Raw genomic sequence first — 17,798 nt, 5'->3', positions numbered from 1 at the left:
AGGTCTTCGAGGCGATCGGTGACGATTTCGCTCTCGACAGTTTCATCCTGTGGACCGGTTTCACCGCTATGATCGGGTTTACATTCGGGCTCTTCGGCAATGATTTTCCGGCGTGGACCATTGGTGTGAACGAGCCATGGCACCATGAGCAGTGTATCAGTGTGGATGCCCGGCGGGTGGCCATACTCGCGAAACGGGATTGGAAACGACCGCTCGCCGAGCATCTGGCCGTGGTCAGCGGTGACGACCGTCTTGCCTTCAATCGTGTCCATGAGTTCTTGGACATGGGGTAACACGGCATCGAGATTTTCGGTGAACGCCTTTCGATAGACCTTATCAGGGAGGTCGAGATCACCCATGTCGATGGCATCCCAGACTCGGAGGCTGTTGAGTTCGGGATGATCCTCGCCCGTCGGACCGATCGCGGGGAAATGTGGTTGGACAAAATGGACAAGCAGCCGCTTGTTCGGGTATTTTTCCGCTGCCTGCTGTGCTCGCTCGGCCATCGTCTCCGGGCGCACGGTATGGAACTCATCGTCCCAGCCATCGTCCTGCCAGACGTTGATCTCTGCATGGAATGTAGCATCGACGTCACCGCGATTACGATTCCAGTAGAACATCGGCGTTGCCGTGACATAGACCGTATCAGTGAGATCGCGCCCATCGAAATTCCCTCGCAGGAATTCCGCGGTCATCGAGCCACGCGATTGCCGGCGTTCTAGACGGCCAGGCAGATCTGAGCGAGCCGCGAAGGCATCGTACCGGCAGGCATCGAGGATGTAGAGGTTGTCCCAGTCGGCAGTAACGATATCAACGCCGCTGGGATTGTACGTTCGGCGGTGCAGGTGGGTGTAATAGAGCCGATTCAGCTCGCGGACGAACAGTCGCGGATTGGCGATTGCGCGCCGCAACTGGCGGAGCTCGTACATTGGTCGACACAAGGCTCAAACAGCGGAAAAACACTCCGAACTGTGCGCCCTCACCACGTGTTCATTCGGATGGGATGATCCCGTGGCGCTCGTAGAAACGGCGAACCCGAGGATCATCAAGCAGTGGTTCGTGAACCTGGAAAACGCGCACGCCTGAGCAGTTGTTGCCCTCGATGACCGTGAACTCGCCGTCATTAGTGACGATGATGTCCCAGCCAATATACGGAGCGTGTGAGAAAGTCGCCGCCATCTCGAGGAGTTGCTCCCGGATCGCTGCCCAGCCTGGAACCGTCGTTCCGATAATCTGTGCTCCCGTATCCGGATGGTTCTCGTATCGAACGGGTTCTTTTGCACCGAGATAGCGAACTGCTTCGCCGAGTTTGCCGGTTTCACGGTCGACATCGGCAACCACCCCACCACGGACGAGGTTGTCGAGCGGAGCCGACCGGTCAGTACCGATGCGATGGACAACGCCCGCGAGATACGGCTCATCAGCCTCGTCATCGTAGATAGTGAGCACTCTGAGAGTGTTCGCCGCATCAGGATAGAGTTCGTCGGCGTAGGCGGTCTGTTCGACTCGTTCGGTGACGAGGTATTCGTCGAGTCCAGCAACCAGATCTGTGAACGTCTCTTGAGAGTGATCTTCGTTGTTGACGAAGTAGCGGCCGTCGGAATACGTACAGAGCCTGACGTCCTTTCCTCCGCCGCCGGTGACGGGCTTTAACACCAGCATGCCGTCCTCACGCAGTCGTTCCGTAACCCATTCGGCCGCGTCGGCTGTGTCAGACACCTCACTATTCGAGCGCAGCAATCGCAGGTCGTGAAAACGTCCGTTTCGCAGAAGGCCATACGTTTCGACACGCTGGTCGTCGAACGGCTCGGTCATCCAGTGAAAAAGCAGCTTGTTATCGAAGGCAACGCTCCGCTCGCCGTTGAGCCACGCCGCACGCTCACGTTGATATGAAGAGAGATAGCGGTGGTAGTTGGTTTCATCGAGATCATATAGGACATCCGCTGAACTCAGAAAGCCGTGACGCCAGAGCCAGAGCCGCCGGGTGAGGGGCATTGAAACCGGCGAACGCCAGGTCGAGACCTCGCTCTTGGCAAATCGTTTAAGCTGTGTAAGCGTACGTGACAGGCGGGTCGCGTGCTCACCAGTGGCCCCTCGATATGCTGCTTTCATTAGGCCGTAGACCCGCTCGCTGTTCATGAACGGGCTACACGACACATTGTGATAACTGCCATGGAGCGTGCTTGAGAAGAAGAGCCGTCGACGAAGAACGAACGTCATTAATCCCAGGTCGTCCTCGTTTCGTACCATGCTCAACGAACGCCTCTACGGATGCTTGAGCGATATTTATTGGGCTGCATACGGTGCCTCGCGCTGGCTTGTCGAGCGTGGTCCCGGTGCCGCGCTTCGACTACTCGTTCACGAGGAAGCCCCTGCGATCGCACGCTTTCACATGCCACTTCGACGCCGGTTATGGCTCTGGCGACACGGGTTTCTGAGTCAAGCCCACGTCCTCTACGGTGAGGACGGCGTCACCGCAGAGAACTATCATCGCTATCTCTCTTCTTACCAGCGCGACCTGACCCAGCGGATCAACGGCCGGTGGGGCGAGGCACTCGAGAACAAGCTTCTCTTCCATCACCTCCTTGACGACTTTCCCGAGCATCGCTCGACTGTTTACGGCCACCTTATGAACGGTCGCTACACGCCCATTGATGCTGAAGAACCGGCTGCATGCGGTGCCGATGCCATTGATCGCGTTATGACGCTTCTTGAGAGGAAGGGACGCCTCGTACTCAAGCCTACCTACGGTACCATTGGTAAGCGCATCCTAATGTGTGAGCGCACCGGGGATGGTTATCGCATTAACAGCGAGGATCATTCCAAGAAGCGGTTCGCAGCGCGTATCAGCGATCTCGGCGATTACTTGGTTTCAGAATTTGTTGAGCAGGCCCCCTACGCGAGCGCGCTCTATCCCGACGCGCCCAACACGCTTCGGGTGCTCACGATGGTCGATCCTAATTCCGGGGAACCATTCGTCGCAGCAGTCGCCCACCGTATCGGGACTGATCGATCGGCCCCGCTCGATAACTGGTCACGCGGCGGTCTCTCTGCAGCCGTCGATCGTGAAACCGGCGAGCTCGGCGAGGCGATCCAATACCCCTACGATGGTCACCGCGAGCGCCACACCAGCCATCCTGACACGGGCGCGCCAATCACCGGTGTTTCGATCCCCGGCTGGCCAACGATCCAAAAAAGGATCCTCGACATTGCAGCCAGGTGCTCGCAAATCCCTTACGTAGGCTGGGATCTCGTGATCACTGAAGAGGGTGAATTTACGCTTATCGAGGGCAACAACTGCTCGGGCGTGCGCGTTTTCCAGGTTCACGAACCACTGCTCGATGATCCCCGTGTCCGACGCTTTTACGACCACTACGATGCACTCTGAGCTTGTTAGCCTCAAGGATTCTGAATCGGTGCGTTAATCCGCTCAACCGTACCCGGTGTGAGTAACGACCGTCCGTCGACCGCCTGGTGAAACAAAAACGGTAGCAATGGAACAATGACTGCTGAGAAATGACGAGCAACGAGGAGATGGCCGACGATCGGACCGGTCTCACGGGTGTGGTATCGAGCGCCAGCCTCGTGCTCGTCGGGAGTCTGCTCGGCTCCTCCTCGAAACTCGTCGAGCGGGTCATCATCGCACGATTCCTTCCGCCCGGCTCCTATGGGGAGGTCAGCCTCGGCATCGCCGTGATGAGTCTCGGACTCACCTTCGGCATCGCCGGTTTCGACCAAGGGATTCCACGATTCATGTCGCGCTTCGAGGACGAGCGCGACAAGCGTGGCACGTGGCTCACCGGATTGGCCCTCTCAGGTATCGTTACGCTCGTCGTCACGGCATTGCTCCTCACCCGTCTTGAGTGGGTCACCAGCACCATCTTCGACAACGAAGCCTCGCGGCTGGCCGCCCTGTTTGTTCTCGCTATCCCAATGCTTGTCGGTCAATCTCTCGGCGTTGGCGGGGTTCGTGGCTTCGAGAACACCATCTATCGGACATACGCGCGGGACCTGCTCTACAACGGACTACGCCTCGGCCTGCTCGTGGCCCTTCTCCTCGCCGGTTTCGGTGTGTTCGCGGCGGGCTATGCCTACGTCATCGCCGGCGCGGCGGGGTTCCTCGCCATCCATTACTTCCTGAACCGGCTCATGTCGCTGCGCGGCCCGGTACGGATGCACGGCCGGCAGCTGCTCTGGTTCTCGCTCCCGCTGCTGTTCTCGGCGGCGGTGACGAAACTGCTCTCGCAGATCGATACGATCATGCTCGGCTACTATCTCTCCAATGCGAGCGTCGGCATCTACGACGTCGCCTACCCGCTCGCGCTCGGTCTCGGCGTCATCTTCTCCTCGTTCGGCTTCATCTATCTCCCGCTGACCTCGCGGTTCGACGCGAGCGGCCGCCGCGGCGAGCTCGACCGTGTTCACAAACTCACCGCCAAGTGGACCGTGCTCGTCGGCTTCCCGGTCTTTCTGACGTTCGCCGCGTTTCCGGCCGACATCGTCAATGCGGTCTTCGGCGACGAATACATCGGTCAGGGCGTCGGCGCCACGCTCGCGATCCTGTCGAGCGGCTTCTTCGTCAGCGGGATGGCCGGCTACTGTCAGAACGCGCTCTCGGGACTGGGCTACACGCGCTCGATTCTCGCGGTGAACGTTATCTCGGCGGTCGCCAACATCGTTCTCAACGTCCTCTTGATCCCGCAATACGGCATCGTCGGCGCGGCGGCGGCCTCGGCGCTCTCGTTCGCGACGCTCAACTGGGTCGCGTTCGCCTTCCTCTATCACGTCGCCGGGATCTCGCCGTTCTCGCGCTACACCGTCAAGATGTACGTGTTCCTTCCCTTGCTCCTGTTCCCGCCGGCGTTCGCGCTCTCGTCGGCCGTCTCGCTGAACCTGCTGACGATCCCGGTTTTCGGCGTCGTCGCAGGGATTGCTACACTCGTGGTCTGTGCAGTGACGGGCTGTTTCCAACCCGAGGACGAGATCCCGCTCGAACTGATCGAGGGCCGACTCGGGGTTCGAATCCCGTACATCCGGCGATACATCCCCGATGAGAACTGAATGTCACAACGGTTAATCACTCCAATAGAGTACGGCTGATATGATTTCCGAGCGTCTCGTCGACCTGCTTCGTGGCTCGTATCGGCTGTTCGATAGAAACAGGCGAAAGACGCGGCGCACCCTAACGGAGTACCGCCGATTCGTCGAGAAAGAAGTGCTGACGTGGGAGAAAGCGTGGCTGTCGATGCCGCTTGGTCGGCGACTCTGGCTCTGGCGACATGGTTTTCTGAGTCAGGCCAATGTACTCTACGACATCGACGAGAACAACTATCGCCAGTACTTTTCCGATTTCCAACGCGAGCGGGCCTATTGGATCAACGACGAACAACGGGAAGCGCTCAACAACAAGCTCTTCTTTCACTGGATGATGGAGCCGTTCGCCGAGCAGCGGGTCGCGACCTATGGAGTGCTCAAACGCGGACGTTTCCACGATCTGCGCTCGCTCGAACCCGCTGGTGGAGGCACAGTAACGACTACCGATGGTCTAGAAGAGACGACCGACGCCGCGACGTGGATCACTGAACACCTGCACGAGGAGGGAGCCCTCATGCTCAAGCCGTGGCGGGGCAGCGGGGGTATGGGCGTCACGCGCTGCTCGTACGGCAATGGCGTCTATCACATTGATGGCGAGAAGTATGGTCAATCCGACTTCGAATCCATCATCGGTGCACTTGACAGCTATCTCGTTTCCGAAGTCGTTGAGCAGGCCGACTACGCGAACGAACTATTCCCCGATGCGGCGAACACGCTGCGGGTGCTCACAATGTACGACGACGAGGCAGACGAACCGTTTGTTGCGGCCGCTGCCCACCGTATTGGAACGCGGCAGTCGGCACCGGTAGATAACTTCACGAACGGCGGCCTCGCAACTGGTATCGACCGCGAAACCGGCCGGCTGACCGCCGGCTTCCAGTTCCCGTTCTCAGGCAGCCTCAACTGGCACGAAACCCATCCAGATACAGGCGTGCAGATCACTGATACACAGATTCCGAACTGGACAGTGATCCGCGAGCAACTTCTCGAGATGGCGGCGACCTTCTCGCATACTCCGTACATCGGCTGGGACCTCGTGGTTACGGGAGAAGGCACGTTCACGGTCATCGAGGGCAACAACGCTCCAAACATTCGATTCTTCCAGGTTCACGGACCACTACTCAATGACCCCAGAGTTCGGCGGTTCTACGAACATCATGGAATCGTCCCTGAAGAGTGAGTCTTCAGTTGATCGAGTAGCCAGATCAACGGTAACGAAAAAACACAGTATCGCCGAGATCAGTTTGTTTGGTGCGGGCTAGTTGTTCGACGTCAAATCGATCTCTTCAACGGGTGTCTGTTGCTGTTTTCTTCACAGAATATCTTGCGAGCAATCAACTGTTGAGTCCGTGAGGTACTGAATCTCTCTTCCCCGTGCTTAGCTCTCTAATCCCGAGTGAGGATATGGAAGCTACGTTGTCAGTGAAACACGAAATGTGCCTCGCACTCAGAGCATCTTCAGCCGTCGAAACATTCGGAGATTGAATATTGCGATATAATTTTATTTGACTGTATACTATTCTTTATATAACACCTTCAAATTTTATACCACTCAAAATAGGTGGTCGTCAACAATCTCAGCGCCGCCTCCGACTTTCCAAATGCGAGATTCGATACCTAATGCTTCAACTTCACTCGCAACCTTATCAGCGTACTCGGTGGTTGTGTTGAGATATGCTGTCGCTCCCGTGTCTGATGAGAAAAAGACTGGAATACCGTTTTCGCGTAGGCGACGTGCCAGTGAGAGTAGACTGAGGGTTTCTGGTTGCCAGTAAATCCAGCCTTCAGGACCCGTCATTGTTACTGCGAGGAGGCTCAGTGAGTCTTGTTCAGCGAGCGCGAACACCGATTCGAAATTCCCATTTTGGATTGCTTCGCGCATCTCTACCAGGGCACTATGTATATACGCGAGTCGCCCGCCGAAAAGGTGAGATTGTGGAGTTTCTCTATGCGCACGAGAAGTCTTCTTGTACTGTGATATCACTCCAACCACAATCCGAATGTCTTCGTCAAATGAGTTCGCTATTGGCTCTGCGACACAGTTTTTATCATATTGGTCCGATCGGAGATGTGAGAATCCACCAGTTATGCTTCGTGCTGCTGATGTTGCACCGCGCCGCGCTACCGCAGAGAGTTCTTTGCGGGAGAGATTTAGCTTCGCAGCTGTCGCCGCCGCAAGCGTGAGTGCTGCGAACGCGGATGCTGAAGCACCGAGACCCACATTTGATTCGAAGGTGTTTTTAGACACCACTCGAGCAGATGTATCTATACCCGCAAGATTCCGAATCCGATCAAGGACCGTTGTTGTACGTTCATAACCCTCGTTGTCGATTTCAGTGCCATTCACGAGACAGGAATCACTTCTATAGCCGAACTCCACAGTGGTGCGCGTTTTCGATGGAGCCGTGCAAACAGAAATTGAGTCATGATACGGGATATTGTACTCGGCGTTTCTGAGTCCATGATACTTGATCAAGCCTTGAATCGGATATGCTTGTGCGGTCGCTTTCATAGGTGAAACTCTGATCGTCTTCTACTGCCTACAGTGAATAGATCACTCTTCAGCGGCATCGACTACCTCATAACTGATGTTTCCGTCCCGAAGTTCATCCGTATGCGCTGAAAGAACGTTTGTTGTGGCCAGTAGCAAGACATCCAGTCCTTTTGTGGCTGCTTCCCGTACAGAGGCGACAGTACCGAATCGGATATCCGGTTCGAGACTCGCTGCGCGGACTGCGGCTAACGCTTCAGTGCCGGCAGTCGCAATCAATTCGTGCGTGTCGACATAGTCGGATATCAGAGTTGGGTCTACTGTTGCACTACCCCCGTTTTCGACGTGAGGAATTGAAACAATCGTCACCGTCCCTACGTCGTAATCGACAACCCCATCAAAATCCGTGACGCCGACGTCTCGGTCGGCAGTTGCATCCGTTACCGCAACTGCAGTTGCGTTGCCAACGTCGCCGGACAGCGCCCGCAGAACCCCGTCTTGCATCATGAGCGAGACGGTTTCTCCCTCGTTGATTGCCGTCGTTGCGATGGCAGTTTCAATCTCGACTTGCCCAATGACGTCCTCAGAGACATGTTGGACGAACTCGTGCAACGCATCGGTCTGTGACATGAGCCAGTCGACACCCTCCTTGGTAACCTCGTATCGGCCGCGGCCGTGTTTAATAGCATATCCTTGCTCGACAAGGTCGAGGAGATAATCGCTCACGGCTTGGGCAGTGACACCGATAGCGTCAGCGATTTCCCGTTGGCTTACAGCCGGCTGTCGCTCCGCAATCTGTACCAAAATTTGATATCTGGTGGCGTTGCGTTTGCTTTGGAGAACACTGGAGCCGTCGGCGTCGTCAGTATTCTTCGACATTATACATTCTCAGCAATGATAGCTCAAGTAGTTTTGCTTTATCTCGGGTGAGGTTGCATTACAACCCTATCCACCACGGAATACACAATTAGAGATTCTTTAGAACAACCAAAATTGTTTTACAGTCTGCGCGATTTGTCCACGGTGATGTCGAGCGTATTGCTTCCACACGAGGCGAAGGCTGGTCCGACGAAGCCAGAAGTCAGGGCTGTCCTTCTGAGCAAACTCGATCTCGGACCGGCCGACCACTTCACAGAGGTTGGTTCGTGTACCGGAGCCGTCACGGTCGAAGCGGCTCGGCGCGCCGGTCGGGTCACTGCACTCGAACGAAAGCCAGAACGATTGGAAACCACTCGGAAGAACCTCGCCGCAAACGACGTCGAGGGCGTAGAATTCCGCGAGGCGGAAGCGCCCGACGGATTGCCGGACGACGCGAATGTGTTATTCCTCGGTGGCAGCCGCAACTACGAGGAGGTTCTCGACCACGCGGTCGAAACCGGTATCGACAGGGTGGTCATGAATGTCTCGCGGCTCGAAGTCGCCGGTGCGGCTACCGAGGCGTTCCGCGATCGGAACCTTCTCGATGACGTCGTACAGTTCCAAGTAAGTCACGGCTACGATCTCGCAGGCGCAACGAGTTTCGATTCGGATAATCCGGTATATATGCTCGTCGGCGGAACCGGCGGGGTCGCAACGGATGGAGGAACCCCGTGACTCTCCACGGTGTCGGACTCGGTCCCGGCGAAGCCGACCTCGTGACCGTCCGCGGAAAGAGGATTCTCGAATCGGCCACGGTCGTGTATTCACCCGGACGCCTCTCGCGGTCGGTTGCAACCGAACACGTCTCAGAAACCTGCATCGGCGACCTCGATTTCCCGATGACCCGCGACGAGGACGAGCTCCGTCGGGCGTGGAAGGAGGCCGCCGAGGAAATCGCACCACGTGCGCGCGAGGAAACTGTCGCCTTCGTCACGTTGGGCGATCCGAACGTCTACTCGACGTTCGGTCACTTGCGGCGGACCCTCACCGCGTTTCATCCGGATATCGAGATCGAAATCGTGCCCGGCGTGAGTGCTGTCACGGCCTTCACCACCGCACTCGGCATCGAAATAGCGTCGGGAGACGATATCGCGCTCCACGAAGCCGCCCGCGGCGCGGCTCCCACAGGTCCGGATCGGATGGTGCTGTTCAAAGTCACGGACGTGCCCGCGACTCACGAAGAACTCGTGGAGGCGGGTTACGACGTGGTGTACGGTCGTCGACTCTACATGGAGCAGGGCGAGACCGTCGTGACCGACGATCCCGAAACATTGGCCAACCGAGATTACTACACGCTGGCGTATGCCGAAAAACGCGGCCTCGATTCCGAACCTGCCACCGCGACGTTCGAGACCGCGCCCACTTCGGATACTGAAGCGGTGACGAAGACAAATGGCGGGCCCACATCGGAGGAAAATCGAGAGCTAACCGACGAGATGCCGAGCGAGGTCGCACGAATCGAACGCGCTGAGGGCGAACTCTGTGGCGACGAGATTTCGAGAGTTTCGCGATGACCGACCCGCAGGACGCCATCGATTCGGCAACGGCCCGCAGCGAGCGCGACCCGCGCATCGGCGAGCGGACCGCCGGCGAAATTCAAGAGGGGATTCCATTCATCGGTGCCGGTCCCGGCGATCCCGGATTGCTCACCGTCACAGGAAAAGAGTTGGTCGAGGCGGCCGATTTGGTTGTCCACGCAGGGTCGCTGGTCAACAGCGAGATCCTCTCCGAGTTCTGTGCCGACGCCGAGCAGGTATCGAGCATCGGCAAGGACCTCGAAGAGTTGGTTCCACTGATGCGCGATGCGCACGAGGACGGACGAACCGTCGTCCGTCTTCACAGTGGGGATCCCGCGATCTACGGGGCGGCGGTCGAACAGATGGATGCGCTCGAGCACGAGGGAGTGCCCACGTATCTCGTTCCGGGCGTGACCTCAGCGTTCGCGGCGAGTGCGACACTCAGGACCCAACTCACCCTGAATGGGGTGTCAAACCACGTCGCGTTTACCCGGCCGCAGGGGAAGACCTTAGACCCCGAGGAGGATCACATCGGCGAGTTCGTCGGGATGGGCGACGTGACAACCTGCATCTATCTCGGAACCCACGCCGTGGGCGAGACGATGGACCGACTTCTCGACGAGGGCCACGATCCAGAGACGCCCGTGACCGCCGTCTATCACGCCTCGTGGCCCGACGAGGATATCGTAGAGGGAACGATCGCCACCATTGACGAGAAACTCGAAAGCGCCGGCTACCGTGCCTCCGCGATGGTCGTCATCGGCGATGCCGCGCGGAAAGCGGGCTATGAGCGGTCGTATCTCTACGGAGACTGGGCGAATCGAGGACAAGGCGAGGCGGACGATTGAATCATGAGCACTGATACAACCGACACAAACACCGACGACACGGACGAGGAATCGGGCGGCCACTGTTCGACCCCGGATTCGGACGGAGAAGTGGCTGAAGAAATCGCTATCATCAGCTTCGAACGCAAACTCGATACGGCCCACGAAATCGAGGATGGAATCGGCGACGGTTACGACCGTGTGGACATCATCGAGTACCACGGCGACGTTTTCGAGGAACACTGGGGCGAATACGACTGCTTCATCGGACTGATGGCCTCGGGGATTGCAATGCGCAAAACCGCGCCGTTGCTCGACAGCAAGTGGGACGATCCCGCCATCGTGGTCGTGGACGAGAAACTCACGTGGGCCATTCCCATCACGGGCGGCCATCACGGCGCGAATCAGGTCGCCTACGACCTGTCCACATTGGGTGCTATTCCTGCAATGACCACCGCGAGCGAAGCCGCGGGCAAGCAGGGAGTCGAAAGCAAGGCGAAAGCCCTCGACACCCACGTCGTCAACGGCGACTCGACAGTGGCGACAAATCTTGCAGTCCTGAACGACGAACTCGGACCTGTTGCCCGTCTCGACGGCCCGCGTGCGGTCCTCGCGGGCAACAATGTGACTGTCCTCAAACGAAACAGCGACGATGGAGTCGTTCTCGGGACGGGTACCGTCTCGGGTGTGAGAAAACAGCAGGTCCTCGATGCGTGGGACGCCGCGCTCGCGGACCTCGGCCTCAACGTCGCCGATGTCGAGTTCGTCGCCACCGGGACGCGAAAGGAGGGTGAAGAAGGACTCTACGAGGCGGCACAGGAAATCGACGCGGGGGTCGTGCTCTTTGAAAAAGCGACCTTAGAAGAATTTGAGGGACCTAGCCCGTCACGCTCGAAGGAACTCATCGGCTGGCCCGGCATCGCTGAGGCGTCGGCCATCGCTGGCGGGCGCGACCACGAACTCACGCGCGAGAAAGAACGATTCGACGACGCGGTGACGGTGGCGGTGGGACGATGACGAGCGAATCAACCGAGGGGATGGGTACACTCTATGTCGTCGGCATAGGGCCGGGACTGCCACATGCGATGACCCAGCGCGCGAAGGACATCGTCTCGACGGCCGACTGTGTGATCGCATCGAACCTCTATCAAGAATTCCTGCGCCAAGACGGCACCATTCCATCCGAAGATGCCGTTACCGACGGCGGGATGGCGGTTCATCCCGATGGAACCGAACAGGAAATCGTCCGGTCCTCGATGGGCCAACAGGTCGAACTCGCCCGCGAGGCGTTCGAGCGGGTTCGGAACGGCGAGGACGTCGCCCACGTCTCAGGCGGCGATCCGAACGTCTATGGAAAATCCGACTTGCTGTTCACGATGGCTGAGGCCGAAGACGCCGACGACGTTCACATCAAAATCGTGCCAGGCGTGACGGCGGCTTTGGGTGGTGCAGCGAACCTCGGTGCACCGCTCAGTAACGACTTCTGCACGATTTCGCTCTCGGACAAGTGGCGCGGCTGGGACGAAATTGAGGAGAAATTGCGCGCAGCGGCCATCTCCGAGTTTGTTATCGTCCTCTATAATTGCTGGCGGGATTACGAGCGTGCCATCGACGTACTCCGCGAGGAGCGCGCCGATGACGTTCCCGTCGGGATTTTCAATGATGCCGGACGCGGTGATGCGGGCCGGAATCTGGACGACGAGACCCACACCATCACCACCCTCGGCGACGCCAACGATCACGACGACGAGGTCGGCGGGATGGGGACTTCCATCCTCGTCGGCACTCACGAGACAAATGTCTGGGAAAACGACCACCGGCAGTACCTCGTCACCCCGCGTGGCGGACGTGACGTGGAGGACTTCTAAAATGAACACTGACAACACCACCGACAACGACGCGAGTACCGAATCCGAAACCAACTGCGGTTCGAACAGTGCCGAAACGGAATCAAGATCGAACTGCGGAGCCTCGACACAGACTGACGGTGGCGTCACGAGCGCCGCGAGCACCGACAACAGTGTCTCGAAATGCGGTGGCTCCTCTGAGTCGTCGGAATCGAATTGTGGTGCATCGAAAAAGGAGAAAACCGACGAGAAGGTCGCCTCGACGGTTGATGACTTCGATGCGGACCCCGGCCGGTTCGTTGCGGTCGGTCTTGGACCCGGACAGGCCGAGGGAATGACCCAGCGCGCCCGCGCGGCACTCATGGCAGCCGAACACATCGTCGGCTACACGACGTACATCGACCTCCTGCCTGCAGAAGTCATTGAATCAGCCGACGATCTCTACGACACGCCGATGTGCGGCGAGGTCTCCCGCACCGAGGAGGCAATCGACCGCGCGCTCGCGGGCAACGACGTCGCCATCATCGGCAGCGGCGACCCAAATGTGTATGCGCTCTCTGGACTCGCGCTCGAAATCCTCGAATCCAAAGGCGCGACGGCGAGCATGGTGGATTTCGAGGTCGTTCCGGGCGTTCCCGCTGCTCAATCCTGCGGCGCACGGCTCGGTGCTCCCCTCGTCAACGACACTGTGAGCATCTCGCTGTCGGATCACCTCACGCCGATGGAAGACATCGAATCACGGCTTCACGCCGTCGCAGGCGAGGGATTTACCGTTGCAATCTACAACCCGTGGAGCCGCAAGCGTCGCGAGAACTTCGAGGCATGCTGTGAAATCCTGCTGGAACACCGCGCGTCCGACACGCCCGTGGGCATCGTCCACGGCGCGGGCCGCGAGGACGAGGAAGTCGAAATCGTGGAACTCGGCGAGTTGGAGGAACTCGGTGAGACCGACCTCATCGACATGACGACTACTATCCTCGTCGGCAACGAGGAAACCTACGTCTGGGACGATCGGATGGTGACGCCACGGGGCTACGAGTCGAAATATGACTATTGAATACCAAGTCCGACTTGACCGCGACGCCTGTGACGGAATCTTCGCGTGTCTGGTCCGCGACGACCGCTTCACCGAGGCGTCGGACGGGCTGGCGACTATCGACACCGATGGCAGCGCCAACGGTGACGACGAACTGACCGCACGATTCGCCGACGACCGAATTGAAGACGCTCGGCAGGCCGCCCGTGCGTGTCCAGTCGGCGCAATCGACGTGACGGCGGTGGACAATGAATGAAACCACCGACGCAGCCCCGGGACCTGCCGAGGACTTGCTCGCGGCCACCCCAGAAACAGCGTATTTCTGGGGTCGCGTCGCGGGCAATGGCGAGCTCACGGGGAACTGCGTGACCGTCCACACAGAGGACGAACGCGCGGCGGATGCGCTGGCGACGATCGCAGGTGCCGACCGGACCGGCCACCAGGTTGCCGCCCGCGAGTCAGCCCACGATGCCTCCATCGTCCGGTATGAGGACGAATACGAGATACAGGTCTTCGGTTCCCCGGCCGACCGCTCGGGTGCGGCGCTCGGATTGCCAATCGACGGCCAGCCGGGCGGCTATCGGTTCGATTCGTTCACCGACCATCGTGCGCCGCTAGTTCGTGGCCTCCTCGAAGCCTGCGGAACGGTTTGCTTCCGCGAATCATCGGGATCGGTCGGGATTTCGTTCGTCCATGACAACGAGAGCCTGCTGCAGACGATTCGCTCGTTACTCGCCGACGCCAACCTGCATGTTCCTACCGATGACCTCGCCGAGACTTCATCGGGCGGCTACTGGTTCGGACTCGCAGACGATGCCGATACTGGGGAATTCGCTGAGTGGGTCTATACCGGAAGCAACGAATCGGGGTGTTACTCTGATGGACGACGACAGAAACTCCGCCGGAGCGTCGAGCGCGCGACCGGCAGCGATGTCGGTGATCTCGGATGACGGCTAGCGCGAAAGACGTACCGGCCGAACTTGATGATGAGGCGGTCCTGCTGGTCGGTCACGGCTCTCGGCGCGAGAAGTCGAACGAGCAAGTTCGCACGCTGGCCGCCCGAATGGAAGAGCGATTGGGCGTCCCCGTCGATGCGGGATTCCTCGAGCTTGCTGCCCCGTCGATTGCCGACGCCATCGCGGGACTCGCACCGACCGTCTCGACGGTGAGTGTGGTCCAACTCTCTCTGTTCGCGGCGAGCCACGTCAAAAACGACGTGCCGGTGGCAGTTCGGCAGGCCCGCACGGCTCACCCCGAACTCACAATCCACAACGGATCCCACCTCGGTGTCCACCCCGCCATTATCGACTTACTTGATGACCGGGCAGCGGCAGTCGAGTCGGCGTTGGGAATCGACCGCGCGACCGATGATGTGGCGGTGGTGCTCTGTGCGCGAGGATCAAGCGATCCGGACGCCAACAGCGACGCGCACAAACTCGCCCGCCTGCTGTATGAAGGTCGGCCGTTCAGTCGTGTTGAGACGTCGTTCATCGGAGTTACCGAACCGCGCCTCAACGAGACGTTGCACTCGGTCGCCAAACACCGGCCCGATGCCGTGGTCGTGCTCCCGTACATGCTCGGCGATGGCGTGCTCACCGAGAGAGTCCGCGACCGGACGGCCGAATTCGACGATGATTATCCCTACGTCGATACCGGGGCCGGCGACCCGCTCGGCATCGATTCACGACTACTAGATGTGCTCGCTGACCGCTGGCAGGAAGCCAGAACCGAGAGCGTCGAGATGTCGTGTGACACTTGCAAGTACAAGGTCGAACTCGACGGCTATGAGGAGGACACAGGCGGTGCGCGGGCGATGCTCCGGGCGCTAACCCATAACGAAACCCACGCCGACCGCGAGAACGTCGCCGACGATCCGCACGCCCACGACGCGCCCGAAAAACACGTTACTGTCTGTACGAATCAGACCTGTGCCACAGACGGCTCGCCAGCCGTGCTCGAACGCCTCCGTCAGGAAGCGCGCGATTCAGACGCGTGTGACGTTCGTATCACACGGTCGTCGTGTCTCGGACGGTGTGGCGACGGGCCGATGGTCACGGTATCGCCCGACGGCATCTGGTACGGCGGTGTCGACACTGACGACGTAGAACGCATCGTCTCATCGCACCTCGACCGCGATCGCATCGTTTCGGACCTCGTCGATCAAACACTATGAGCTGTTACGAACTCGAAGCGTTCCGACTCGGACTGATGAACGTCCTCGGCACCGCGGACCGAAGCGCGCGTGAACATGCTGAGAAAGAACTCGACGGACATCTGGAGGGACCTATCGAGGCTCTCACGCAGGCCAAAACACTCTCAGAAATCGAACGCCACCTCGACGCGGCGCTCGTGGACTTGGAGGAAGAAATCGCCGCCACTGACACAGACGATCCGGAATACGACTACCTCCGCGGTCGGCTGGTGGCGGTCCGCGATGCCGAGCAGTCGGTCCGCCGATTGACCAAGCAGGGCGAAAGCATCCTTGAGGGAGTGGGCGAAACCCACGACCTGCTCCACGAGACGTTCCCGGTCGATGAGTAACACACCAGAACAGATGGGTCGCACAGTCGAATACCGGGTGGTCAGTCTCGGCGGCATTGAGCCGGCACGGTCCAGACACGCCGGCCGGCGCTCAGCCGTCGCGCTGACCGAGGATGCGGTTGTCGTCGGGACAGCCGCTGGCGACGTGCTCGCTTACGACCGGGAGACACTTGACGAGCGCTGGCGAGCGGAATCATCGAACGAACGGGCCGCAGTCGTTTTTGTAGCGCCGTTCAGCGGTGGCATCGTGGTCGGCGAGCGTGGTTCCTATGGTGAGGTTCGGCTTCACGACAGCCAGACCGGCGAAACGTGCTGGCGATATGCTACAGCCGAGGACATCGGTGATCCACAGAAGCAGTCTCGATTTTTCCTGCCATTCGTCGTCGACATCACATCCGACGAAAAACGACTCTACGCCGCCGCACGTCGCTACGAGCGCGATGGAGAAAACCGGTCGTTCACGAGCGTCGTCTATGCTTTCGACGCGGATGGCGATGTTTCGTGGACTTACGAAACCGATGCCTCACCGATCAGTCTCGACGTGTGCGACTCTCGCCTTGCGGTCGCGTACAACCGCTGTCCCGGAACCCACCAGTCCGGGCTGGTCGTTCTCGACACCGAAACCGGCGCGGAACTACATGGTTGGGATCCCGGTACGGATGGCGAGCGGCGCGTCGGTGATGTCTCGCTCATGGAAAACAGGGCCTCAGTCACAAGTCACGGCGATTACCGTGGCTATCTTCTCGGAGCGGATGGCACCGAACGGTGGCAGACGGATCTCGCTACGCCGGTCGAAATCGATGACGAGACACTGTATTCCTACCCAAACCACGTTCACGCAACGGATGATGCCATCGTTTTCATCACCGGAAACACCTACTCGACAGAGGGGCGCAAGACGGACTCGCTCCATCCTGACGAGCACACGATCTTTGGATACTGCGATGGCGAGCGCATATGGACGGATTCGGTCGGTGGATTTGCGGGCGAAATCGCCACCGATGGCGACAGCGTGGCCGTGCCCGGCGCACAGCACTTTCGGGCGCGTGATAGCGCCATTCACGGACTTCGTATGTTTGAGGTGAATACTGGTTCCCGAACCACTCTCGAAACGAATGGTATCGTCACCGCAGTTACACTTGACGACGAGACGTTCGCCGCCATTGAAGAGCCGGTCGTCTACCACGACGAGGGAACGAATCACGGCGCGTACCAGCTATTGGTCGGTTCGATTGGTCAAAAATAGCGTAAGGTCAGTTGCTGTAATTTTTTTTTTGAATCATCCGTCCCTGCTTCGACATCCAATAGAATTGCCTCGGGATCGAACTTGTCGCGAAATCACTGGTTATCGCTTACGGATTCGTCCGGACTAGCAGGCGCTACTGTCTCCCGTGTTAACCGGAAATCATGGATTGATGGCTCAATTAGTTGGTCGTGTCGCAAAGCGGTCTAGACTTCGGTAGCAACTGACTCCCTTCAGGAGGGGGTTGTCTCTGGTGACCAAACCGAGACCACCCCATGCACGCT

The 17,798-nt window shown here is 58.9% G+C and carries 18 protein-coding genes; 14 read left to right on the top strand and 4 right to left on the bottom strand.

Annotation, left to right across the window (positions count from 1 at the left end; all coding sequences use genetic code 11):
- Together C451_RS02450 and C451_RS02445 are read right to left on the bottom strand one after the other, a co-directional pair.
- Positions 1–929 (bottom strand): hypothetical protein (locus tag C451_RS02450; RefSeq protein ID WP_007737300.1); only part of this gene is annotated, 929 nt, incomplete at its 3' end.
- A gap of 61 nt (positions 930–990) precedes the next feature.
- Positions 991–1,995, bottom strand: coding sequence for a sugar-transfer associated ATP-grasp domain-containing protein (locus C451_RS02445; protein WP_007737299.1), 1,005 nt, complete (start codon positions 1,993–1,995; stop codon positions 991–993).
- Between the two features lie 253 nt (positions 1,996–2,248).
- Between C451_RS02445 and C451_RS02440 the strand changes: the two genes are divergently transcribed.
- From C451_RS02440 to C451_RS02430, 3 genes are all read left to right on the top strand, one after another.
- Positions 2,249–3,388: a sugar-transfer associated ATP-grasp domain-containing protein gene (locus tag C451_RS02440; RefSeq protein WP_007737298.1), complete on the top strand. Its 1,140-nt coding sequence runs from the start codon at positions 2,249–2,251 to the stop codon at positions 3,386–3,388.
- A 128-nt stretch (positions 3,389–3,516) separates the two neighbouring features.
- Positions 3,517–5,061, top strand: coding sequence for an oligosaccharide flippase family protein (locus C451_RS02435; RefSeq protein ID WP_007737297.1), 1,545 nt, complete (start codon positions 3,517–3,519; stop codon positions 5,059–5,061).
- 40 nt (positions 5,062–5,101) lie between these two features.
- On the top strand, positions 5,102–6,274 hold the full coding sequence (locus C451_RS02430) for a sugar-transfer associated ATP-grasp domain-containing protein (RefSeq protein ID WP_007737296.1): 1,173 nt from the start codon (positions 5,102–5,104) through the stop codon (positions 6,272–6,274).
- A 372-nt stretch (positions 6,275–6,646) separates the two neighbouring features.
- Here the strand turns inward: C451_RS02430 and C451_RS20535 are convergent, their stop codons facing one another.
- Both C451_RS20535 and C451_RS02425 read right to left on the bottom strand, forming a co-directional pair.
- The gene (locus tag C451_RS20535) at positions 6,647–7,606 is read right to left on the bottom strand and encodes a GHMP family kinase ATP-binding protein (RefSeq protein WP_007737289.1); all 960 of its coding nucleotides are present in this window, start codon (positions 7,604–7,606) and stop codon (positions 6,647–6,649) included.
- Between the two features lie 42 nt (positions 7,607–7,648).
- On the bottom strand, positions 7,649–8,464 hold the full coding sequence (locus C451_RS02425; protein ID WP_007737287.1) for a DUF7839 domain-containing protein: 816 nt from the start codon (positions 8,462–8,464) through the stop codon (positions 7,649–7,651).
- A gap of 147 nt (positions 8,465–8,611) precedes the next feature.
- Between C451_RS02425 and cbiT the strand changes: the two genes are divergently transcribed.
- Genes cbiT through C451_RS02370 form a run of 11 tightly spaced genes read left to right on the top strand, consistent with a single transcriptional unit; the run spans position 8,612 to position 17,517 of the window.
- Positions 8,612–9,178, top strand: coding sequence for a precorrin-6Y C5,15-methyltransferase (decarboxylating) subunit CbiT (cbiT, locus tag C451_RS02420; RefSeq protein ID WP_007737285.1), 567 nt, complete (start codon positions 8,612–8,614; stop codon positions 9,176–9,178).
- Positions 9,175–10,017 carry a cobalt-factor II C(20)-methyltransferase gene (locus C451_RS02415; RefSeq protein WP_007737284.1) on the top strand — a complete coding sequence of 281 codons (843 nt, stop codon included), beginning with the start codon at positions 9,175–9,177 and terminating at the stop codon, positions 10,015–10,017. Before cbiT ends, C451_RS02415 begins: the two co-directional genes overlap by 4 nt.
- A complete protein-coding gene (locus C451_RS02410) occupies positions 10,014–10,868 on the top strand; it encodes a cobalt-precorrin-4/precorrin-4 C(11)-methyltransferase (RefSeq protein ID WP_007737276.1) in 855 nt (284 codons plus the stop codon). Before C451_RS02415 ends, C451_RS02410 begins: the two co-directional genes overlap by 4 nt.
- A gap of 3 nt (positions 10,869–10,871) precedes the next feature.
- A complete protein-coding gene (gene cbiG / locus C451_RS02405; RefSeq protein WP_007737275.1) occupies positions 10,872–11,864 on the top strand; it encodes a cobalt-precorrin 5A hydrolase in 993 nt (330 codons plus the stop codon).
- A complete protein-coding gene (locus C451_RS02400) occupies positions 11,861–12,715 on the top strand; it encodes a precorrin-3B C(17)-methyltransferase (RefSeq protein ID WP_007737274.1) in 855 nt (284 codons plus the stop codon). The genes cbiG and C451_RS02400 overlap by 4 nt, the downstream gene beginning before the upstream one ends.
- Before the next feature lies 1 nt (position 12,716).
- A complete protein-coding gene (gene cobJ / locus C451_RS02395) occupies positions 12,717–13,751 on the top strand; it encodes a precorrin-3B C(17)-methyltransferase (protein WP_007737273.1) in 1,035 nt (344 codons plus the stop codon).
- On the top strand, positions 13,741–13,986 hold the full coding sequence (locus tag C451_RS02390) for a ferredoxin (protein WP_007737272.1): 246 nt from the start codon (positions 13,741–13,743) through the stop codon (positions 13,984–13,986). Before cobJ ends, C451_RS02390 begins: the two co-directional genes overlap by 11 nt.
- Positions 13,979–14,680 carry a hypothetical protein gene (locus C451_RS02385; protein WP_007737271.1) on the top strand — a complete coding sequence of 234 codons (702 nt, stop codon included), beginning with the start codon at positions 13,979–13,981 and terminating at the stop codon, positions 14,678–14,680. Before C451_RS02390 ends, C451_RS02385 begins: the two co-directional genes overlap by 8 nt.
- Positions 14,677–15,903, top strand: a complete 1,227-nt coding sequence (locus C451_RS02380) for a CbiX/SirB N-terminal domain-containing protein (protein WP_007737270.1) — start codon at positions 14,677–14,679, stop codon at positions 15,901–15,903. Before C451_RS02385 ends, C451_RS02380 begins: the two co-directional genes overlap by 4 nt.
- On the top strand, positions 15,900–16,271 hold the full coding sequence (locus C451_RS02375; protein ID WP_007737268.1) for a DUF3209 family protein: 372 nt from the start codon (positions 15,900–15,902) through the stop codon (positions 16,269–16,271). The genes C451_RS02380 and C451_RS02375 overlap by 4 nt, the downstream gene beginning before the upstream one ends.
- Positions 16,272–16,284: 13 nt before the next feature.
- A complete protein-coding gene (locus C451_RS02370; RefSeq protein ID WP_007737266.1) occupies positions 16,285–17,517 on the top strand; it encodes an outer membrane protein assembly factor BamB family protein in 1,233 nt (410 codons plus the stop codon).
- Positions 17,518–17,798: the final 281 nt, after the last annotated feature.

Source organism: Halococcus thailandensis JCM 13552 (assembly GCF_000336715.1).
Classification (GTDB): Archaea; Halobacteriota; Halobacteria; order Halobacteriales; family Halococcaceae; genus Halococcus; species Halococcus thailandensis.
This window is presented reverse-complemented; position numbering and strand designations above follow the sequence as displayed.